A 20,600-nucleotide genomic window follows, 5' to 3' on the forward strand; every position below is an offset into this window, starting at 1 on the left:
CTATCAGCAGCTTGTGTTGCAGCAGCACCCGTAACAATCAAAAGTTCTTCATCACTGATATCTTCAATTGCTCTCAAAGCTTCCATGTTAAAGTTTTTCATCACGATACACCTCCTCATTTTTAGACATTTCTATGTACAACTTTATAAAAAGTTACACAACAAAATTATTAAAATAAGTAGCTCGTCCATAAGATGTATAATTAAGTAATATTTGGTACATATTTACTTTATAATTTTTTCCAATTTTTTTCAAGTTATTTTTTTACTTTTTTTTACTTTTTTTATTTTCTAACTTTTCATCGTGATGCGCAGGTAATTCTATAACAGTCGTTAGACCTCCTCGATCCCCATTATTTGAAATAAATAGACGTCCGTGATGAGCCTGCACAATCCTTGCCACCATTGGAATTCCTAGACCATGGCCTTCTTTGACAGTCCGCTTTCTTTTTGATGAATAAGGTAACTCGGTAATTTCCGTCAATTTCTCCTTTGGAATTCCCCGCCCATTATCCTTTACAATAAAGCGATATTGGGAGCGATCCTTGGATAAAGAAGTTTCCAACGTGATTACACATCCCTGTGTGTTATGATTTACACTATTTTGGACAAGATTACTGATTGCACGAAGTAGCAATTTCTCGTCTCCAATAACCTTAACGGCTTCAACATTCAGCTTCAAATCAATTTCATAACGATCATCCAACCCATTATTCAAAAAATCCGTAGCTACCTGTCTCGCTAAAACTGATAGACGGATTTGCTTCAAATGCAAAGGTTGCATTTCATACTCAAGCATGGAGACTAGATTCAAATCACTTACAAGTGAGCGGAGCTTCTCACCCTGATGCCGAATGATACCAGCCTGCCACCTCTGGTCCTCCGGCAAGTCAAAATTATCTTCCATTTCGCTTGCATAGCCAAGAATAATCGAGAGTGGGGTCCGGATATCGTGAGAAATCCCGGCAATCCAATTAGAACGCGCTTCATCTCGTGCCTTCAACGCGTCCGTTTTTTTCTGAAGCTTAGTGGAGGCAGAATTAATACTTTGAGCCAAGTCACCAAATATTCCCTTGGAATCCAACTGAACCAATTCCTCCCTAGCAAGATTGTGGACTCCTGACACAAGAGGACGTATCCCTCTTATGAGACGTGTACCAATCACAACAGAAATCAACAGAGTTATCCCTACATTAAAGAGCAACAGTACACCAAGCCGCAAGGGTATCTCCCTTAACCAATCAGAAAGAAAGGTAAATTGATACTTCCAGTGGCTTCCCTTTGGATATCCGACCACAATTAGGTCCTTTTCATGTTCCCAAGTATAAACAGGATATTGCAAAAGATAATATCGCGATAACTTAGCTACATCGACTAAATTATAAAATCTCGGAACATCATTAGGTAAATGGTAATCCCATTGCACATGGCCGTCTTCACCAATCAGCATAGCCCACGCTTGATTGTGCTGCAAAATCTTGGCGGTGTCCTCGTCTAAATGATAGTTGTTATCCTGCTTGTCTAGATTTTGAGAAATCTTTTTAAGTAAACCTTCCGGAGGGATTTGTTGATTAGTTTCATTGAACACCAAGGTACCTAGTAGCACGAAATTAAAAATAAGCACAAATATCGAAATAAGGATGGTCGTGGTGACAAATCGCTGTAATATACGAGTAATTCCTTCCACTCAACACGTCTCCTTTACTAGCAATTTATATCCCAATCCCCTGAAGGTGAGAAGATAGATTGGTTTAGAAGGATCCAGCTCAATCTTTTCACGTATCCGCCTGATATGAACCATCAAAGTATTCTCAAGACCGTAGCTGTCATCTCCCCAAACAGCCTGACATAAGGCATCATTTGTAATGATACGTCCTTGATTTTCATAAAGCTTTACAAGAATGGCATGCTCCTTTGCCGTCAATGGCATCTCTTTCTGCCCTCTGTGTACAACAGCGCTTTCAAGATCAACGATTTGTTCTCCTAATCTGAAGATAGATAGACGCTCTGTGACCGAGGAAGAATATACACGTTTCAAAATCGCCATGAGCCGTAATACCAGCTCACGTGGCAGAAATGGCTTCACCATGTAATCATCTGCCCCCAATCCCAATCCAAGCAATCGATCTTCATCCTCTCCCCGCGCAGAGAGAAAAAGAACCGGTGTGTTCGAAAACTTCCTAATGGAAGACAGTAAAGAAAATCCGTCACCATCTGGTAACATAACATCCAGAATTACGATATCTGGATTGTCTACCTGGCAAAATGACAGAGCAGAAGCGCAGTCAACAGCAGTATAAATGCGAAAAAATCCCTCTTTTCTTAAAAATCTTTCTATCATTATTCTGATTTCTTGTTCATCATCCACAATTAATATTTTTTTGTTTTTTAGATTTTCCATTTTACATCACCTCATTTGATTATACACAAAAAAAGGAATTTTTTGGTGTTTTAATTCAACTTCACTTCTTGATACCTTTTTTAAATTTATACAAATAATTTGCGGAATTCCCCCTATTTCATTTTGGGGATTCACTATTTAAAACCACATAGTACAGTAATTTTGTTTTAATCTTTATGGGCAAAAAGTATTTAGTTTATTCTTGGAAGAGACATTATACAGTAACAAAAAAAACCCATTTTTATTCAATGTAAAAATGAATAAAAATGGGGTTTTGTATTACATTATTATTCGTAAATTAATTACTATAGGAAAGTACCTTCTTCTTTCAAATTATTATTATTCTCGATACTGCTGTTGCACCGCCTCAGGTAGTTCCTCGAAGCTAACCTCTTCCCAATACGTAACGCCCCGAATCATTGTATAATATAGTTGAATATAAGCTCCTTCCCTCAATTTCTTTCCTGCCGAAAAACTTAGTTCTTCTTTCTTTTTTTTCTCATCATAAGCAATCACCTTATAGTCGTACCGTCCATTCTGACCTTGAACACCGGATCCAGTTATCTTAGTGTAATAAACGGTTTTCCCTGCAGGATTTTCAGGTGTAAGCTTTTCTGGAGTGAAGAAGAACATCCACATACATGCTCCAAACACGATGACGGCCCCTAGTACCAACAATATTTTTTTCATTATAAATTCCTCCTAACCTCAATCAGGATGAAACAACGTCTCTGTTCTTTAACCTTCTGATTGATCTCGACGCAAAAATAATAACAAAAGCCATATTAATCACCCAAAACAGTAAGCTCTGCATGTTCGTCAACTTATCCTGACTCATCACACTCATGCCAATGTTGAGCAAGGAGAACGGGAATAACATTCCAAACTTGCCAATATACATACCTAAGCCGATAAAAACCCCACACAGACTTATTCCGATCGGTGTAGCAAAACTACGAATCCGTAGCGACAGTCCCAATTGCAAAGCACTAATTGACAGAGAAGCATACCATCCACGTATCGTCCATTCTATAGTTTCTACAGGGAATGATCCAGGTAAAGAGAACAAGGTACCTATTAGCCAGTAGAGTCCCATGAACAGACCTTGCGCGAACAAAATTAAAATACTAACGATAATCAATTTGGCAAGAAACACATTGGCTACCGATACGGGAGAGGTCATAATCATATTCCAATTTCGGTTTAAATGCTCCAGCCTACATATATAAGAGCAACAGATAGCTATCAAAATAGGTAAGAAAAAAACACCGTAAAACAGGCTGACCTGAGTCCACAAGCTGTACCAACCATTTTGCAGAGCGCCTTGGTTCAAATAAAAATTCGCACTTCCAATCAACATACTTATTATTGGAAGTGCAGCAATTACAAGACCAATCCGGGAATGACGTAGTTTAAGCCATTCAGCAGAAATACTTCGTTTCATTAACTTTCCTCCTTAGATTTCCTTTCGGCTTACCTGAATGCGTCCAGCGAAATAGAATAGGACTGTCATAATCAACGCCCCCACTACAATTCCATAGCTTACTGGCTGTATCATATAGGAACCCGTAGACTCAGCATATAAATAAGTAACGGGGCTGAGCTCCAAGTAATAAGACCAAATAAAAATATGTCTAATAGCAGCTGGAAATAGCCCAGCGGTCATTCCTATAAAGCCGCCCAGCATACCCAGGCACAGCGCAAAAGACTGGTTTTTGATGGAGAAAGAAATCCATTGTTGAAGTGCTGTGACAGCAAGAGTTGTTAGTAGATTCCCCCCAATGAACCGGATTAGCAATCCGATAGGAACAGTGCCAGGAAAATCGTTTATTAATCCGAACACTATTATGAATAAAACTTGTGCAAAGATACCATAAAGCAGCAGACTATTAATGCATATATACTTCGCTGCATAGAGTTGCCCACGTTCCACATTAGTAGCAGCAAGCATTTTCCAGGTCGATCCCTTATGCTCCATGTCACAAATACGTGAGGCAACAACGGCCGAAATAATCGGCATAAAAAGGCCATTCATAGAAGAGATACTAAAAAAAATAGATTCCCAAACGCGGTTATCCGGATTACTCGCAATGGACCGACTAATGGACATAAAGGCCCACAACATCTCCACAATAAGAAATAGTATAATCATAACCCATATTTTTTTGCGACGAATTTTAAAATATTCCAGTCCTAATATCTTAATCACAAACTTCGCTCCTTTCCTGTAAACTCCAGGAAAATATCCTCCAAACTTTTCTTTTGCTCCTCGATTCGAGTGACAGCAATTTCATGTTCAACAAGCAATTTGTTCATTTCCGCTACTTCTGTATCCTGAAGATTACCCAACTCAATCCGGCTGCCATTGTTAATTGGACTATATCCTTGATTGAAAAGTAGCTGCTCAGCTTTGGCATTATTCCCCGTTTTCATAAAGATGGCATTTCTATTTTTTTTCCGCAAACTTGTCATACTACCTTGAAACAACAAATTACCTTCACTAATAATCCCTACTGAGGTAGCAATCTGTTCTATCTCAGAGAGTAAGTGACTGGAAAGTAATATAGTTATCCCATAGCGTTCTGGTAAAGATTTGATAAGCTCCCGAATTTCACCAATACCAGCGGGATCAAGACCATTCGTCGGCTCATCAAGAATCAGTAGCTTTGGAAAGGCAAGCAGAGCCATTGCGATTCCTAGCCGTTGCTTCATTCCAAGTGAATATTGTTCAGCCTTCTTGTCTTTCTGATTTTCTAGCCGTACAATACGAAGCACCTCGTCTATGTTTTTATCTGGAACATTCCGAAGACGCTGCATGACCTTCATATTCTCTAGCCCTGTCAAATGTCCATAATAAGAAGGAGATTCAATCAGTGACCCAGTACGTTGCAGAATAGATGCACGATTTTTATCCAGGCTTTCGCCGAAAACTTTAATTGTCCCTTCAGAAGGCTTAATAAGTCCCAACAACATTTTTAGCGTAGTTGTTTTCCCTGCTCCGTTTGGACCCAGAAATCCGTAGATTTCCCCTTCCTGAACATGAAGATCAACTTTATTTACACAATTAATAGCCCCATATGTTTTGGAAAGATTTTGCGTTTGTACAATAGCCGAAACACCCATATGAAAAGTCAGCTCCATTCAAGTTTTTTAGATATTTTTCTTCTCTTTCAACTGTAATGCCTACACCTTTCTCCAATCTAAAGAAAACCTTAAGCCAACCTTAAATCACTTGATTTGTATTAAAATCTTAAGTAACTGTTGATTTAAAATAATGCTTGAGATGTACTCCGTTTACCCCATTCCATCGAGAAGGAAAAGTGTCTGGGGCACTTATCGTAGGGAATTTAGAATCCTATACAAGGCAAAATAAACTAACTACTGCTTTACGTGAAATGAGAAGAATTGAAAAGAGCAATTTTATTTTTGTTGATTAGGTTCACTCTTTTTGTTTTTGAGGTATTTACATTTCTTAGCTTGATGAGCATGGGATAGCACCACATGTCCATCAAGCTAATATTTTGAATTACCCCCAAAACGGAATTTCTATCTAAGAATTAAAACATTAAATGTAAAAAAGGAATCCTTTACGGATTCCTTTTTGCCTTGCACTCTTTTTCAAATAGTGCATCTTTGCACCTAATATTATTATACCTTACAATTCACATAAGATAAATATAATTAATTGAAATTCACTTCTATATTTTCATAAAAAAGATGTGAGTCTAAAATTAATAATTAATAATACTAGGTTCACTTACGAAAGATTTGTATTCTTTCACCAACAATAAAACATCATAATTCCTTATAATTTTACAGGTAAAATAGCATATTTTTAAAACTCATCCTTTGAACATTCCTTTAGTTGTTCCATAGCGATCTTTCGCGCATGTTCCTCACTATCTATCAAAGTTAATCCTTGTGATATATAACTCCAAAATTCATATCCACAATCCTCCATCCATCTATACGCTTCTGTTGTATATAGACCATCTTTCCTTTCAATAATTTGAACCTTATAGTTTTTATTTGGAGAAAAAAATTCTTGTATAACCTGCTCCATTTATAAAATGTCCTCCTAAAATCTGTTATATGAAATTATTTTTTCACATAAATCCGTAAATAGAAACCTCTTTTATACACATAATTCACTGTAACTTTTTGATAGTGTGATCAATTTATTTATATAATCACTTACTATAAATGTCCATTTTTCACAAAATAAAGAGCACCTGACGATTACAGGTGCTCAAATATATGAAGTGGGGTTACCCCATCCTCTAATATATGCTTGTCCTTATTAAAAAGTATAAAATAAAAAGGGTACCCTTCAACAAATAAATATGGCGCTCCAAGTTTCATCTCATATGATAACTCGTCCCACTAATTCATCATATGCTTGTCTAATTAGAATGTTCACCGGTTCAATGTGGAATTTCTTTTTAACTTTTAACAAAGAAAAAACATCCATTTTGGATACTTAATGTACACTAATACTAATATTGAATAGCTTTATTGATAGACTTTCTAAAACAAAAAATATACTAGCTGAAACTGATCTATATCCAATATTCTTTCCTGTAACATTAATATTAATCTCTGCTAAATAGGTTCGCACATCATCTCTTTCAAAAAGTTTATCTTCAACCTTTTCAATTATTGCTACATTATCCACTTCTTTAAAAGTTTTCAGCAATTTTGTTTCTAGTACAGTAAAATCGAAATTTTCACCTTTAACCAAATCAAATTTAATCTTCATTTTTAATTAGTTAATATATTAACATCAAAATAATCATATATACAAACTCCGAATAATTCGAAAGTTATGCTTTATTAAAATTCCTTATTGCTTTAATTTAATTTTTATTTTCACGTTAGGTACGTGAAATTTTATTATTGAATAAGAGAAACTTGAATAACTAGTATTCCCCTAATCTACTCTGCATGGTTTCATTATCCATTAAGCCTTTAATAATTTACGTGTCTTATCTATTTGATTAAGTGTGTTTTTTCAAGCAACATATCAGAGATATTTTATATCTTTTTCATTCGTTTCCAAACTTGTTAGCACATTTTTTATGCTACGTTGAATTTCTCGCAATCTCTCGTTTCGCATAATTCTGCATGAACAATTCTTGGAAATAGGATAAGAAAAGAATTGATGATGCAAAATTACATATTTCATTTATATATATAAATGAAATATAATTGATCAGCATTTTCATTAAAGATAGTCTATCAACCTCTAACTACCTAATGAACTCAAGTAAACGTATCTTAAGTCATTTTAAGAGATACAAAAGGCACCCTTTTGGGTGCTTTTGTATCTAATTTGAACTGATTTTTTATATTCGCTACCAATCACGAACCTTTTTAGAACACTAGTATCATTATGTCTCCTTTTTAGAATTTTTTATTGGGTTCTTATTGATAATACCTAAGTACTTCCAACACTTCCATTCCATAAAAGCTGGATCCAATGCTAAATTCTTTAATGCTAAAACAAATATTACATTATGCCAAAGGCAATCACCGCTCCCCAAACCCTGTCCGAAAGTCCCGCTCCTGAGTCAGTCCCTTCCTAAACAAATATCCCTTTCTTTAATTCGTTCCTACACCCTATTCAAGATATGCTAAATTATCCTTGTCTGATGAATATCTATTTATCTTTTCATATAGAGCAAACAAAATCTCTACTCATAATTTTTTCTTTATTAGGCAAACTATGTCTAAGTCGTTTGAACTAGTGGCTTCACTCTTCTGGTAATGGGATAGCACAATTTATTGAATTGACTAACTCATTCAACCCACTGGCACCGGCAGGCAACAAAATAGTTGTCTGCCATTTTCATGTATACTTTTTCTAATTTCATTTCAAACCAAGTGTGTGCTGTACTGATTTCAAAAGGACAGAATTTCATTTTTTAAAATGTAAAAAAGATAAGGTCCTGTCTACTTTTGGTATAGGACTTTTTCTTTTCACACATACTATTTTTGAACCTGTTTACCAATACGTGTCCTAATGGTATCTTGAATTCCTCCTAAAAAGGGCTGCAGATACGACTGCATGCCCTTTTTATTTACGTTGCTTCTCTATATTCAATAAAATAATTAAAAATGTAATATCACATTTTTTTGTTCAGATTATGTTAAGGTTTACTTCATAGTCGAATTATGGTTTCGTATCTAATTCAGCAATATGTGAACCGTTTATCTTAAGAAAAGACACCCAAAAGGTGTCTTTTAATCTAAAAAACATTTTTCCTATTCAGTAAGATACAATTATCCCTCTAACCTAAACCTCATATGTAAAGGCAATTTAATCATGGTACTCAAGGGTTTTCACCCATTTCAATATGCCTATATTTTAATTTAAAATCACATTTCCAGCACTATATTTGCTTTCCTACAGATTTTCTGTCTTGTTCTTAATTCTGTCAAAATCCTCATGTAGCTATACAAAGAATATATGCTACTATGATATTAAGAAACTATGCGTTCCCTTAACCTTGTATCCGGCCCTGTATTTTTACAGGGTCTTTATTTATTTTATTTACTTTTATTGGCTTATAAGAGTTAATTCACAACCAGTTTCAATTAAAATTTTTTAAATGTTAGTTAGAATTTGAAATAATATATCTATTAACTTTTTTAACAAATGAAATCTAATATTATATTTCTAAATGTATACTGTACTAAACACCAGTTAACACTATATTAATAGTATTAACTATCTTAATTGAATATTAGTAATAGTAAGTATAAATATTATCAATTTACTACATCTTACATTTATGTAAAAATAAATATATGTTAAGCTTATTCAAAATCTTTCCTCTAATAAAGATTTGAAGTAGCATTTCATGATTCTCCTTACTGTTAATATGCCTTGAAAAAGAACCCTATAGGGTTCTTTTTCTTTTCATTATAACCTCAGTAAGTCCTTATTTAACATGCAAAAAGGACTGCTAATTACCTGCAGCCCTTTTACACATTAATATACACTTGTATTAAATACTTATAGCTGCTAATTCTCTACCACCATTTGCTGATATATATCTACCATTACTTAGTGCTTGTAATACCTATATTCTATTGTCTCCACCATTATATAAGATAAACTTTTCCCATGCCCCAATTGATTTACGATCTGCTACTATTCTACCATTTGACTCAAACGAAACATACTTTTACGTATGTTTAACCTACAGCCCTAAAATTTCTACAATCTGACGAGCTTTAGTATTATCAATATAATAATGCATCTCTAATCCTTTTCTTTCTGCACGGATTACAATTCCTCTTAACTTTGCTAGATGTTGTGAAACGGTGGATTGTGGAAGTTTTAATATTTCTGTTAACTGTGTAACATTGCACATTTTATGATGCATTAACTCACTTATAATTTTTAATCGAACCGGATGTGCCATTACCCTTATTACATCTACATCTTCTTCGCGTATTTTAGCTAGGTCATTTTTAGATATTACTGTTAACATTTCGCATTCTCCTTCATTATTAATTTCTATTTTCCGATTATCCTTATAAGTAATACTTATAGATAATTACAATTTTTCCTGTTGAGAAAATATATTCTACTCCATACAAAAAAAACACCTATTCCGAAAACAGTTTTTACCGTTCTAATGAATTGGTGTCTTGAAATTTTTTAACCACACTATATTTATTCATATTATAATCTATACATAACTTTGAATGATGCTTTCTAAGCAAATATAATACTTCCACTCCTTGTTTCAAGATAACTTTAATCGAGATATTTACTTTCTCATATTGCTAAACCTATAAGAATCCTCTACTCATCTCACCTTTTACATCATATATTATTTATTTCTCAACACAAAAATATGGAATAAAAATCCCAATAATGGTAATATAATGGTACCTTCAGTTGTTAACTGTCATCCCTTTTTTAAAAGCCCTGTCTTTAAAGACAGGGCTTTTAAATTTAATCAATTAAAAATATCCTCTGAACTAAACTGTCTATTAATTATAAACCTAAAACTTCAATAAGCTGACACTATAGTAGAGATAGGCTTTCATCACCAAACTATTCATTAATTTCATATTTAACGAATGGTTTTAAGATTTTCACAGAATTAAGTATAGTAGAGGTATCAATCATATATTGGGATTAATTTCTATTTCTGATCCCCAGCAATGGCAAACAACAATTCCTATATAAGCAAGCGATTTAAACAGTTACTGTATAAATAAAAACAATTAACTATTTTATAATATAAAAACGAACGAAATATATTGAGAAACACAAAATAAGATTGAATATTCTTTCTATTTAACGTAAAATCAATATGAGTCAAGTGACAACATCTCTCTAACTCTTCTAAAAGAATCCTTTATGACATGGGGATTCTTTTACTTTAGACAAATTATTCTTATTTTAACATTTGCAAAAAATATCTTCTTAACCAACCACTCAACAAATATAAGTAAGGATTTAGTTTTATGAATATTTTTATAATCTAAGCAACAGGTAATAGCCTTCAATATTTGTTGGATGTTATCATCAGAGAATAAATATTCTAAAAAATAAAAAGATGCTCCATCAATACTGTAAGAAGATTTGCTGCTAAACATGCATTTTTTCATTGTACCCTTTATAATCTGAGCTTATTAATACTAAAGAATCAGGTATAGATTAATAGCCATGAATTCTTCTATTTGTACATATAATATTCTTTATATCGTTCGAAATTCGTTTTTTTTGTTTGTGTTGATGTTATGGGTGATTTTAATGATTTAGATGCTGCTACCTGCTTTGGTATTTGTAATGCGCCGCGTTTCTTAAGTTCTTTATACAAGCTACTCACATTGCACCTCAGTTTCTTTGCAATAATTGGATATTCCTCTCCTTGATTAAATAATTGTACTGCTTCTTTACATTTTGTGTCCCATTTTTCTTCTGACGTTTGAAATTTTTGAGTTCGTTTTTTAACTCTATTTTTTTCTAATTTAATACTCTCTCGTTCTATTTTACATCGCTTGGTAGAGTACTGTTCTGCGTCTGCCTTACGCCCAAAATGCTCCTCCTGTAAACGTATCATTTGTACTTTTTTCGCAATTTCTCTCAAGTTACAGTCACCTCATTTTGTTTGATAAATTCTACAAGGACTTGATCACATTATTGTCTGTATCCCCAATCACCGTTTATAAGCAGGCTATAAATGCTCAAATTCCCCTTATGATAGCTTTCAATCTAATATTTACGGAAAATTATAATCAGCTCTATTTTTACATATTTGTAAACTATAGTAAATTGATAATATTGACACAGAATATTCTAAACTTTAATTCCCACTATACACATTAATAAACTTAATATTCTATTTGCTTGAAAAGTCGAAAATATCGTTTTGCATAGCAAAACACGGTATCCCCTATTCAGAGTCATACACAACAAAATACTTTATCTATTGTACCTAGGGCACAATTAAAAAGAATGCAGACATGTTCTGCACTCTTTTTTAGTAACTCTTATATCAATTTTCCACCACCGTCAGCTCCTCCATTATTAGAAGGACTACACTCTAAACTTGTGAATTTATCATTCTGCAGTACATCAGCTTTTGCAGCCATATTTAACAATACTCTTTCTATCACCCTATTTCGGGTTAGAATTACAGACCTAATACTCCGACAATCTGACATGCCTTGGAAATCACAATATGATAATACATCTCTATTCCCCTGCTTTCCGAGCGAAGAATTTTCCCGCGCATTTTAGATAAATGCTGAGATACGGTAGATTGAGGCACATGTAATAGCTCTGTTAACTGTGTTACATTACAAATTTTGTGACGTTCTAGCTCCTTCACAATTTGTAATCTAACTGGATGGGCCATAATTTTTAATAGTTCTATATCCGCCTCTGGAATTTTGTATATTTCATTACTTACTTGCATTGTTGTCATTTTTAATTTCTCCTTTTAAATTCTTTTTACTTTTTATCTATTTATAGGTATTTCGTGTTTATTTGAGTATATTGTTCTTAATCACTATATTGTTTAATCTTTTGTCTCTATCAGGTTTAATATATAGAAGTATTATGATGGTTAAAAAACAATAAAAGATAGCATAGGTATCGAAATGAAATCAAACAGACTCAAGTAATCTTCTGTACAAGAACCCCTTCAGAACATATCTTCATTTCACTTGTTGGAAAAACCTGAACCATTATTTGATAAACAGCTATGAATAAGCCAATACATGCAAATGGGAATGCATATGCTCTTACGTATGGATCTTTTCTATACATTCCTATACCTAATATTAATTCCAATGGATATATGGCCATCCTTTGATACCAGCACAAATTACACGGGGAGCAGCTTCATCCACTCACTAAAAATCAAACTTACTAGCATTGCAGTAGTAGCTATCGTCCAAGCAATTGTAATGTGATATTTTTGAATAATCGACATCTTATTTTCGCCTCACCTGTTTTTTGAAATGCAAAACATTTGCTAATATATGACTAGTTTATTTCCATGTTTTGAGCATCCAGTTTCAATAGACCGTATCCAATCGTTAATATCTTCCCAGTCATGCTCCTTACTTTTAATTCTAGAGGGAAAAGATTCTCAAAATCACCACAGTTTCTAATGCTTTTTCTAGGGGACCAAATCTATATACAATATGTGTATGTACACTTTTGTTTGTTTTTTTCTTACCAAACTTAAAAAGATACAGGTAAGGAGAACTATTAAATCTTATTTTGCTAATTTAGTAAATGTCCCGTTTTTTTACTTTGAAAATATAAGAAAACGCTCATCATAACAATATTTATTACACCAGCTGCAGCACCAATTTTGGAGATAACATACACATATTCATTACTACTAAACGGCAATAGACTCGCAAAAATAAATAAACTTGAAATAATAAAAGATAAAATCATATTTCTTTTGTTCTCATTCATTTATGAGACCTCCATTTTGTATGATAATTTGTATCATAATTGATTAAGTTTGTATTGAGTGCTAAGACGCATCATTACGGTTATAATGACGTATCTTTTCATCTACAAAACCTTTTATGTTCCAAACGCCAGCCTTTGATACTTTTGCTTCTTTTTCGCTTTCTAGCATATGTGGTAGCAACGTAGTGTTAGGTTTCGAAATATAAGCTACAATGCCATATGCTGATTTGACCATTAATTCGTTTATATGTATCCCTTCACCAAATACATATGCTAATTCCCTACCATACTTGTCCGCTTTTGGCCCATGATCATAGACAAATGTTACACTCTTTTTTTTTATTTGTTCCTTTAGAAATGTATATGCTTCTTTTCCCATCTTTTGTAGTGGGATTTTTCGAGATACATACTCAGAAATATCCAATAACAGCAATCTTATCGTCTATTTTCCCCCGTTTATGTTCACATCTATGCTATTTCAGTCTTTTACCTTTACTACCTCTTCCCCTTAACCGTTTTTAAGCCTTTTAATGTATCCTTATAGACTTCTGGTATATTACAACAGTACGTTTCCCTTTTACACTCTGTTGCATTCCCTTTTGTTTTCGAGGTTTTAAAACAAATAAAAAGGACACACCTATGGCATATGTATGCGTAGGTGTGTCCTTTTGCAAGATAGTTTTAGAAGTATTTTGTTACTTTCATCATATCATAATTCTTATTAATTTTATATATAAAATTAAGGATTTTACAATATTAATTCCTACATAAATAGTATGTTTGGAAACTTATTTAATTCCTTCCTTGTACTTTACATGAGACCAGTTCAACTAATTGGGTATACCAAGTGTATTTTTGTAAATAATAAGGCTGTTAAACGTAAAGTTAAGGAGGGTTTTTATGCAAAATCATAAAAAAGCTATAAAAAGTCCTGGTTCTGTTATGAAACCAGATTTTGCTGAAACTGATGCACAAAAAGTGAAACAAGAAATTCAAAATGATGTAAGGGCAGGACAAGGAGCAATGACTTCCCGAGAGGCAGGGGCAATGCGAGATTAAGAAAACACTCCTTACTGGTTTTTTCTTCTCTAAAACTTAACTAGTAAGGAGTTATTCCAGAACTATTTTAGCTTTTTACGTTTATCATTTAGAAATATATTGCGTTTCTTTGGTAGAAAACAGGTTAATTTTAAAGCGAATTTTTCTCCATTAAATCTCTTTTTTCAAACTAAGATTATTTTCTTTTAGATATTTTATTGCATCTTTGTTCACCACTCGTAAATCTATACCTTGTTTCTCTGCTGCAAATGAACATCCACAATAACACTGACGGAAAACATCATATTCATTACACATTTCAATTGAACGTTGATATCCATTACTTTTTTTGAAATCACTTGGTAAATAACGCGAATCATAATTTTGTTGCACACCGATTCCAAGTTCATTTATTAATTGACTATTTTTATTTTTAGAAAGAGTAATTGCACTACCGAAGTAATCAAATCCTTTTTCTTGTGCTACCTCAGCTGAACGATCCAATCTCATATCAAAACAAGCTGAACAACGAAGCCCACCTTCTGGCTCTTCTGCCAAACCTTCTTCTTTTACCATTTTAAAAAATACATTTGAACGATAGTCATCTTCAATAAATCCTACTGTGTGCCCAGTACGATCATTAAACTTTTCTACAAAAATCTTTTGTTCATTAGAGCGTCGCATGTATTCACTTTTCGGATGGATATTTGAATTCGAGAAGAAAATTGTAATATCTGCATGTTCTGCAAGAAATTCTAATGAAGCAGTACTACAAGGGGCACAGCATGAATGAAGTAACACTTTTGGTCTTTCATTTCTTGCTTCCCAATCTTTAATCATTTTTCTTAATAATTTGTCATAATTTATTTTCTGATTATTCATTTTCTTTAAATACATTTCAACATCTAACACTTCTTTCACAACTAAACCTCCTGTTTATTTTCATTTATCTATTTTATCATTCGAATCAATTAATATAAATATAATAATGTATGTATTTATCGATTGTAAAACGATTCTTATGGCCTTTTGGTAACGGCCAAAATAATATACGTATTCTATTACCTCTATCTCTAAAATATATCCTTAATCCTTCTTTTTCATCACAAAATCTTTTGGGTTACCTTTTAACTGGTAATACTTCACGTTAAGACGAATAACTACTACGATGATTTAGGTAACGGTAATCAAATGTTATTCTCTCATACTTATGCAAAAGATAATTTTCTTTTACAAATGAATGGTGACATGGAAGATGCCCAATTTAACAAATATAAAGAAGTAATGGACAAAATAATTAAGTAAGTTAAGGAATCCGCTTTCATTTTTCAGAAAATATGATATGATTATATTTGGATGGTAGCTCGTATACATCTTATTAAATTTAAAGTGGTTATCAAGTCGAAGAAAGGCACTCATTTGAGTGCCTTTTCTTATGGACAAAGCAATATAAATTATATTATAAATATATAGTAATTATAAGTAATCGGATGAATATCATAATTAATTTCGAGCCATTAAGTCCAGTTATGAATGACATAGCAATCAAACTTGCCATGGTACTATTTATACCGTTATTCCTAGCATTAGTTGTCAAAGTGATACTTATGAAAGAGTCGATTGCTGGCAGAATTGCAAGTCTATCTCTATTATTTTTCATGTACTATGTATTTATATTTGCTACAGGGTAAAACAGGTACCTTAAGGTGTCTGTTCTTTTAGAAGTTAGAATCAAGGGATTTCATAATTTCATTGGCCACTTTTGGTTTTTCTGCAATAAGTAACGTTTTCCCCATAATTTTTTCCTCCTTAAACAAAAAAAGGACACACCTACGCTATGATTATGCGTAGGTGTGTCCTTTTGCAATATGATTTTTTAATATTGGATTATTTATATCATCCCATTACCTCTATTTATTTACAATTAGAGGCAATGGGGTGCCTGAATATCAATTGCTTTGTGCAAACAATAAAGAAATCGAAACCATTCATTCTCTATATAAACAAAGGCGAAGTCTTTAAGGAGGATCCGCCCTTTCAACATACAATGAACTTCAACAATTACTAGCTAATTTCTAAATGTTATTCTTCATTTACCAACCTGTTTATGGTTTTTAACTTTACAACAGAACCAATAAACCTTTATAAAAAGTATTTAAAGTAATAACAAATAGGAATAATAATTCCCACTATAGAAAATACAATACTTCCTAAATTAAATGCAGAAAGTTTCGCACGATGAACTTGAATTTCACCTAAATCTACCCCTCCACTAAAATGCTTATCCATAACTTTAGCGACGTTTTGTTGTTGATTAACAAAATAAGGTATTAGCCATATACAGCAGAACAAAATAATACTACCAAAAAAGAGTGTGTCAATAATTGAAGCTTTCCAATTTAATGAAGTAATGACTATGAGAACAAATTCTCCCACCATAACAATTATCATAGTTACTATATATCTGGTTTTTTCAGAAACATTTTTAAATACAGTCTCGTCCATAATTTTTTCTATTTTAGTCCATATTACACTGATTAACACGATTAGGCTAATTAAGAAAATAGTAAATAAAGCTTTAACTAAAAGATACTCAAACACTACCGACACCACCTAGTAATTTCTAAATTAGAATATAAAGTTGATTTTTTTAACTCTATCAAAAGATTAAATTCAATAATCTATTAAATAGCTTATCGAAAAATTTATTGATTTAAAGATACAACGCTATATGTATTAGTTATATAGGATAAGATCTCCCAAAATTCCTTTTCTAATATATATATATCTTCTAAGCATTGTTGGACTTCGATTAGAACTTTTTTATCTTTATTTCGTCCAGCAGAAAAGAATTTCCTTCCCAATAACCTATATAGTTTATGTATTTCTTCTATTTTTGTAATGCAAGAATATTGTTCGATTTCGGGTAAATAAGCAGATGCTTCTATTAAAAATTCGGAATATAATTTCCTAAAGCCGCTTCCTCCACTCCCTATTTTTTCAATCATTAAGTAAGTATGGACACAACATTCCTCCCATTCGGGCAATTCAGTCCAATAAGGAATTTCGGCTGCTAATTTTTTGATGTTTAAAATACCATAGTTATCATTTTTGTCTTGGAGCATATCTTCAGCATTTTTCCGTATACCTTTTACAATTGCTTCACGAATATCTTCGATAATAAAAGGATGCACAGGGGCCCAAACGTTTTTTCTATCATAAGGTACTTTTGCTTGTCCAGCAGTTTTTTTTAGGTCCATTAGGCTTAATGGGAAATATTCATTAGATATATAATCGGATACAAGAAAAAATTTTTTCTCTGTATCAAATCCAACTATTGTAAACGTGTGCCCAGCAACATTTCTTCCACCTGCAGTCCCATAAAAATCTAGATATCCAGTTTCCGAAATTACCAATACAGGTATATCGTTTTCTAGAAAGTAAATTATTTTATCTACATCTAAAACGTCACCACTATACCACTTAAACCTATGATTAATTGAATTAAAAAAATTATTTTCAAAATAAGGTGTTCGAGTAATTAATAATCTTGGATAGTTGTTTGCGAAACTGAAATAACTAAAAAACAAACCGCTACCAATCCCAAATATCATAGCTTCACTTAAAGGATTCTTATAATACATCGTGGTCTCTCGAATTGCAGTGGAAGAACAATGTTTTCCAACTAAAGAAGGAAAATCAGGAATTATGTGCTTTTTCATTTAAACTCCCCCTGTACAAAATTTTCTTGTTCTAGGCTAATGACGTTATCCTGTAATGATGGATTTGCAAAATGATCCACAATAATAATTGTGATATGCTCTTTCAAGCTATTCAATATAATTTTTATTTCGTGTCTAATTTCAGAATCTAAATTGGAAAAAGCTTCGTCTAAAATGAGTATTTCAGGATAATTCTTCAAACTACTAATAATAGATAATAATTGCTTCTTCCCACCTGATAACTCTGAAATAGGTTTTTGGGGTTCTAAAAGACCGGAAAGAAATTCCACATATTTATCAATCATTATTTTTTTCTCAGGTTTTATAAGTTTGTTGTGATTATATTCTTCTATTAGTTTTAGTTGGTCGATTACAGTGTCTGTGACAAATTCAGGTTCTTGAAATGCGACAGTAATATTATTCCTTAATACTTCGATGTCATATTTTGTTATCTCGTAATTATCTAAGTAAACCCCTTTAGATTGAATAAATTGAATTAAAGATAGAATTAGTGTTGTTTTTCCTGATGCGTTTCTGCCCATTAAATAGTTGATTTTACCTCGTATAATTTCTCCATTGATATTATTAACAATATTTTCATCACCTATCTTTATTTGTACATTTTGAAATGATAGGTTTCCTTTGTTAATGTCTTTCATTTTTACATGTATGTTTTTTTCTAAGTCCAAACATAGTAAGTCATGTACTCTTTTTATAGAGATTACACTAATTTTAAAATTAATAAACAATGACATGATTTTTTGAATTGGAGAAAAAAAATTCATGGTATAAATTAAAAAAGCAGTTAAAGCACCAATACTTAATGTGTTATTCTTCACCTCTAAAAATCCAATAATCGCAACAGTACCAATTAATAAACAAAAAAGTGTAGTCATTGTGATATTCATAACTGTAACCAATTTTATATTTTTAAATTGTGTCTGAGAAATCTTTTCAATTCTGTCGTTATATTGTGTATCAAAACCATTTTTTTTCGCATATATTTTATAACTTTTCAAATTTCTCTGAATTTTTTCTATTACGTTTGATAAATAATCTCGGTGATCAACCATTTGCATATTAATCACATTCAGTTTGCTATTAAATATATAAAAAGCACCATAATATATTGGTAAAATTACCAATATAATTAAAGTTAATTTTAAATTAAGAGTCATTAAAATACATAAAGTTCCTATAAAAACTAAAGATTGAATGATTAAATCAAATATGATGGAATTAAGAATCCCTTGGCACTGTGGAACATCATATGTAATAATCTGAGTAAGATTTTTATTTTCAAGATTAATAAATCTATAATAATTGGCTTTTTTTAATGTTTCGTTTATACCTTTTCTTAATACCAAATTACTTTGAATTACAATTTGACTATCTAAAATTAAAGTATAATATTTTATTGTTAATTGAAAAATTATGAAAGAAACAAACATCCATCCATATGTTATTGAAAATTCATACAAATTATTAATTGTAACATTATCAATGATATACTTTAAGAGAAGAGGAAAAACTATTTCATAGCCAGCTAGAAACCCAGAAAATATAAACAAAACAATTAGCTTATATTTTTGGGTTTTATATAAATTTATGAGGAATTTCAACAGTGTTTTATCCTTCACTTTTTGTTTCCTCGTTTTCATAATATATATCACTAAATTTTGTATCCATAGTAATTGGAGTAGATAGTTTTATGCCTCCAAAGACGTGTGAAAGCAGTACAAATTCATTTTCACCATCAAGTTCTAAAAAATCATTTACTTTATTTTCATATAAACCAAAAATTGCTCTAATTCCTAATTGTTGTGCACTGCTTAATAAATATAAATTTTGGGAAAGATGTCCCATGTCTAAATGTATTAACTTATATCCCCTATCTGCGTATTTACTACTTGTTTGATCAAGATTGGCAGCATGGAACATAATAAAAGACGATGAATGAATATGGGTATTATCCACGTATAAATTATTAATACTTTCTCTAAAGTCTCCTCTTCTTATCATATCTAGCACGTCTTGTTCCCTGTCATAATAATATATACCCTGTTCTAAATTTTCGACATTGAAAACCGCTATATAAATATTTATAGGATACTTTCCTCCGGCAGATGGAGCCGCACTATGCGGCTTATTAATATACCCGTATGAAAAATGAAGTAAATTCGAAAGCGTTTCAAATCTAATCCTAGTTCGGATTTCTAATTCTTCTACAGATTTTCTATCATTCAAGACTTGATAAAATTCTTGTCTAAGCAGATTTTTATCAGGCCTAAGAGGGATGCTTTTAATACAGTAATGTTTCTTTGTTATTTTTGTAAAGTAGTTAGATGGTGTTGAGTGTCTTGAAAGCCTCGGCAATAGCTTTGGAAATATTCTAGTATTACAATCATAGGTTCTGGATAAGATATATTTCTCTGTATGATCTTCAAATTTATTCATACCTCTTAACTCCTCTTTTTATA

At 32.1% G+C, this 20,600-nt stretch carries 19 protein-coding genes and 6 pseudogenes; 4 read left to right on the forward strand and 21 right to left on the reverse strand.

Going from position 1 to position 20,600, the window contains the following annotated elements:
- Positions 1-264 precede the first annotated feature (264 nt).
- The 6 genes from ACZDYH_RS29170 to ACZDYH_RS29195 all read right to left on the reverse strand — a co-directional run bounded on the left by ACZDYH_RS29170 (position 265) and on the right by ACZDYH_RS29195 (position 5,523).
- The gene (locus tag ACZDYH_RS29170; RefSeq protein ID WP_458894460.1) at positions 265-1,686 is read right to left on the reverse strand and encodes a sensor histidine kinase; all 1,422 of its coding nucleotides are present in this window, start codon (positions 1,684-1,686) and stop codon (positions 265-267) included.
- Positions 1,687-2,400, reverse strand: a complete 714-nt coding sequence (locus ACZDYH_RS29175; protein ID WP_098280505.1) for a response regulator transcription factor — start codon at positions 2,398-2,400, stop codon at positions 1,687-1,689.
- Between the two features lie 339 nt (positions 2,401-2,739).
- A complete protein-coding gene (locus tag ACZDYH_RS29180) occupies positions 2,740-3,090 on the reverse strand; it encodes a YxeA family protein (RefSeq protein WP_098535443.1) in 351 nt (116 codons plus the stop codon).
- Between the two features lie 22 nt (positions 3,091-3,112).
- Entirely contained in the window at positions 3,113-3,844 is a 732-nt protein-coding gene (locus ACZDYH_RS29185) for an ABC transporter permease (protein ID WP_000830528.1), read from the reverse strand.
- A gap of 12 nt (positions 3,845-3,856) precedes the next feature.
- Complete coding sequence (locus ACZDYH_RS29190; RefSeq protein ID WP_102957137.1) at positions 3,857-4,609, reverse strand: ABC transporter permease; 753 nt, start codon at positions 4,607-4,609, stop codon at positions 3,857-3,859.
- Complete coding sequence (locus tag ACZDYH_RS29195) at positions 4,606-5,523, reverse strand: ABC transporter ATP-binding protein (protein WP_102957136.1); 918 nt, start codon at positions 5,521-5,523, stop codon at positions 4,606-4,608. The genes ACZDYH_RS29190 and ACZDYH_RS29195 overlap by 4 nt, the downstream gene beginning before the upstream one ends.
- 159 nt (positions 5,524-5,682) lie before the next feature.
- Here ACZDYH_RS29195 and ACZDYH_RS29200 point away from each other — a divergent pair.
- Positions 5,683-5,825, forward strand: a pseudogene (locus ACZDYH_RS29200) (Tn3 family transposase); the annotation flags it as partial.
- A gap of 410 nt (positions 5,826-6,235) precedes the next feature.
- Here ACZDYH_RS29200 and ACZDYH_RS29205 read toward each other — a convergent pair.
- From ACZDYH_RS29205 to ACZDYH_RS29250, 10 genes and pseudogenes are all read right to left on the reverse strand, one after another.
- Complete coding sequence (locus ACZDYH_RS29205) at positions 6,236-6,463, reverse strand: hypothetical protein (RefSeq protein WP_098535441.1); 228 nt, start codon at positions 6,461-6,463, stop codon at positions 6,236-6,238.
- A gap of 417 nt (positions 6,464-6,880) precedes the next feature.
- Complete coding sequence (locus ACZDYH_RS29210; RefSeq protein WP_102957135.1) at positions 6,881-7,159, reverse strand: hypothetical protein; 279 nt, start codon at positions 7,157-7,159, stop codon at positions 6,881-6,883.
- Between the two features lie 2,251 nt (positions 7,160-9,410).
- A pseudogene (locus ACZDYH_RS29215) lies at positions 9,411-9,590 on the reverse strand (fascin domain-containing protein); the annotation flags it as partial.
- Positions 9,591-9,605: 15 nt separating this feature from the next.
- A complete protein-coding gene (locus ACZDYH_RS29220) occupies positions 9,606-9,899 on the reverse strand; it encodes an ArsR/SmtB family transcription factor (protein WP_102957020.1) in 294 nt (97 codons plus the stop codon).
- 1,200 nt (positions 9,900-11,099) lie between these two features.
- A complete protein-coding gene (locus ACZDYH_RS29225) occupies positions 11,100-11,513 on the reverse strand; it encodes a hypothetical protein (protein ID WP_102957019.1) in 414 nt (137 codons plus the stop codon).
- Positions 11,514-12,059: 546 nt separating this feature from the next.
- The gene (locus ACZDYH_RS29230) at positions 12,060-12,353 is read right to left on the reverse strand and encodes an ArsR/SmtB family transcription factor (protein ID WP_474887874.1); all 294 of its coding nucleotides are present in this window, start codon (positions 12,351-12,353) and stop codon (positions 12,060-12,062) included.
- A gap of 58 nt (positions 12,354-12,411) precedes the next feature.
- Positions 12,412-12,863: pseudogene (locus ACZDYH_RS29235) on the reverse strand (disulfide bond formation protein B).
- Positions 12,864-12,905: 42 nt separating this feature from the next.
- A pseudogene (locus tag ACZDYH_RS29240) lies at positions 12,906-13,104 on the reverse strand (hypothetical protein); the annotation flags it as partial.
- A gap of 55 nt (positions 13,105-13,159) precedes the next feature.
- Positions 13,160-13,360 (reverse strand): hypothetical protein, encoded by a 201-nt coding sequence (locus tag ACZDYH_RS29245; RefSeq protein ID WP_025690082.1) that lies wholly within the window; start codon positions 13,358-13,360, stop codon positions 13,160-13,162.
- Between the two features lie 61 nt (positions 13,361-13,421).
- A pseudogene (locus ACZDYH_RS29250) lies at positions 13,422-13,962 on the reverse strand (thermonuclease family protein); the annotation flags it as partial.
- Between the two features lie 298 nt (positions 13,963-14,260).
- On the opposite strand from ACZDYH_RS29250, the gene ACZDYH_RS29255 reads away from it, so the two are divergent.
- Positions 14,261-14,419, forward strand: a complete 159-nt coding sequence (locus tag ACZDYH_RS29255; protein ID WP_166695587.1) for a hypothetical protein — start codon at positions 14,261-14,263, stop codon at positions 14,417-14,419.
- 150 nt (positions 14,420-14,569) lie between these two features.
- Here ACZDYH_RS29255 and ACZDYH_RS29260 read toward each other — a convergent pair whose 3' ends face one another.
- Complete coding sequence (locus ACZDYH_RS29260; RefSeq protein WP_474887881.1) at positions 14,570-15,295, reverse strand: epoxyqueuosine reductase QueH; 726 nt, start codon at positions 15,293-15,295, stop codon at positions 14,570-14,572.
- 252 nt (positions 15,296-15,547) lie between these two features.
- Between ACZDYH_RS29260 and ACZDYH_RS29265 the strand changes: the two are divergent.
- Positions 15,548-15,703: pseudogene (locus ACZDYH_RS29265) on the forward strand (stress protein); the annotation flags it as partial.
- A gap of 185 nt (positions 15,704-15,888) precedes the next feature.
- Entirely contained in the window at positions 15,889-16,089 is a 201-nt protein-coding gene (locus ACZDYH_RS29270; protein ID WP_458894648.1) for a hypothetical protein, read from the forward strand.
- A gap of 451 nt (positions 16,090-16,540) precedes the next feature.
- Here the strand turns inward: ACZDYH_RS29270 and ACZDYH_RS29275 are convergent, their stop codons facing one another.
- The 4 genes from ACZDYH_RS29275 to ACZDYH_RS29290 form a co-directional block, all read right to left on the reverse strand.
- Positions 16,541-16,999 carry a hypothetical protein gene (locus ACZDYH_RS29275; protein ID WP_098472723.1) on the reverse strand — a complete coding sequence of 153 codons (459 nt, stop codon included), beginning with the start codon at positions 16,997-16,999 and terminating at the stop codon, positions 16,541-16,543.
- A 104-nt stretch (positions 17,000-17,103) separates the two neighbouring features.
- On the reverse strand, positions 17,104-18,120 hold the full coding sequence (locus tag ACZDYH_RS29280) for a BtrH N-terminal domain-containing protein (protein ID WP_098506866.1): 1,017 nt from the start codon (positions 18,118-18,120) through the stop codon (positions 17,104-17,106).
- Entirely contained in the window at positions 18,117-19,760 is a 1,644-nt protein-coding gene (locus ACZDYH_RS29285; protein WP_033685845.1) for an ABC transporter transmembrane domain-containing protein, read from the reverse strand. Before ACZDYH_RS29285 ends, ACZDYH_RS29280 begins: the two co-directional genes overlap by 4 nt.
- A complete protein-coding gene (locus ACZDYH_RS29290) occupies positions 19,750-20,577 on the reverse strand; it encodes a SagB/ThcOx family dehydrogenase (RefSeq protein ID WP_098472725.1) in 828 nt (275 codons plus the stop codon). The genes ACZDYH_RS29285 and ACZDYH_RS29290 overlap by 11 nt, the downstream gene beginning before the upstream one ends.
- Positions 20,578-20,600 lie beyond the last annotated feature (23 nt).

The organism is Bacillus sp. EB V-12, from assembly GCF_056158125.1.

Coding starts and splice junctions, on each gene's coding strand:
- ACZDYH_RS29175 (WP_098280505.1), bottom strand. CDS start 2,400: ATGGAAAATCTAAAAAACAAAAAAATATTAATTGTGGATGATGAACAA.
- ACZDYH_RS29180 (WP_098535443.1), bottom strand. CDS start 3,090: ATGAAAAAAATATTGTTGGTACTAGGGGCCGTCATCGTGTTTGGAGCA.
- ACZDYH_RS29185 (WP_000830528.1), bottom strand. CDS start 3,844: ATGAAACGAAGTATTTCTGCTGAATGGCTTAAACTACGTCATTCCCGG.
- ACZDYH_RS29195 (WP_102957136.1), bottom strand. CDS start 5,523: ATGGGTGTTTCGGCTATTGTACAAACGCAAAATCTTTCCAAAACATAT.
- ACZDYH_RS29205 (WP_098535441.1), bottom strand. CDS start 6,463: ATGGAGCAGGTTATACAAGAATTTTTTTCTCCAAATAAAAACTATAAG.
- ACZDYH_RS29210 (WP_102957135.1), bottom strand. CDS start 7,159: ATGAAGATTAAATTTGATTTGGTTAAAGGTGAAAATTTCGATTTTACT.
- ACZDYH_RS29220 (WP_102957020.1), bottom strand. CDS start 9,899: ATGTTAACAGTAATATCTAAAAATGACCTAGCTAAAATACGCGAAGAA.
- ACZDYH_RS29230 (WP_474887874.1), bottom strand. CDS start 12,353: ATGACAACAATGCAAGTAAGTAATGAAATATACAAAATTCCAGAGGCG.
- ACZDYH_RS29245 (WP_025690082.1), bottom strand. CDS start 13,360: ATGAATGAGAACAAAAGAAATATGATTTTATCTTTTATTATTTCAAGT.
- ACZDYH_RS29255 (WP_166695587.1), top strand. CDS start 14,261: ATGCAAAATCATAAAAAAGCTATAAAAAGTCCTGGTTCTGTTATGAAA.
- ACZDYH_RS29260 (WP_474887881.1), bottom strand. CDS start 15,295: ATGTATTTAAAGAAAATGAATAATCAGAAAATAAATTATGACAAATTA.
- ACZDYH_RS29270 (WP_458894648.1), top strand. CDS start 15,889: ATGAATATCATAATTAATTTCGAGCCATTAAGTCCAGTTATGAATGAC.
- ACZDYH_RS29280 (WP_098506866.1), bottom strand. CDS start 18,120: ATGAAAAAGCACATAATTCCTGATTTTCCTTCTTTAGTTGGAAAACAT.
- ACZDYH_RS29290 (WP_098472725.1), bottom strand. CDS start 20,577: ATGAATAAATTTGAAGATCATACAGAGAAATATATCTTATCCAGAACC.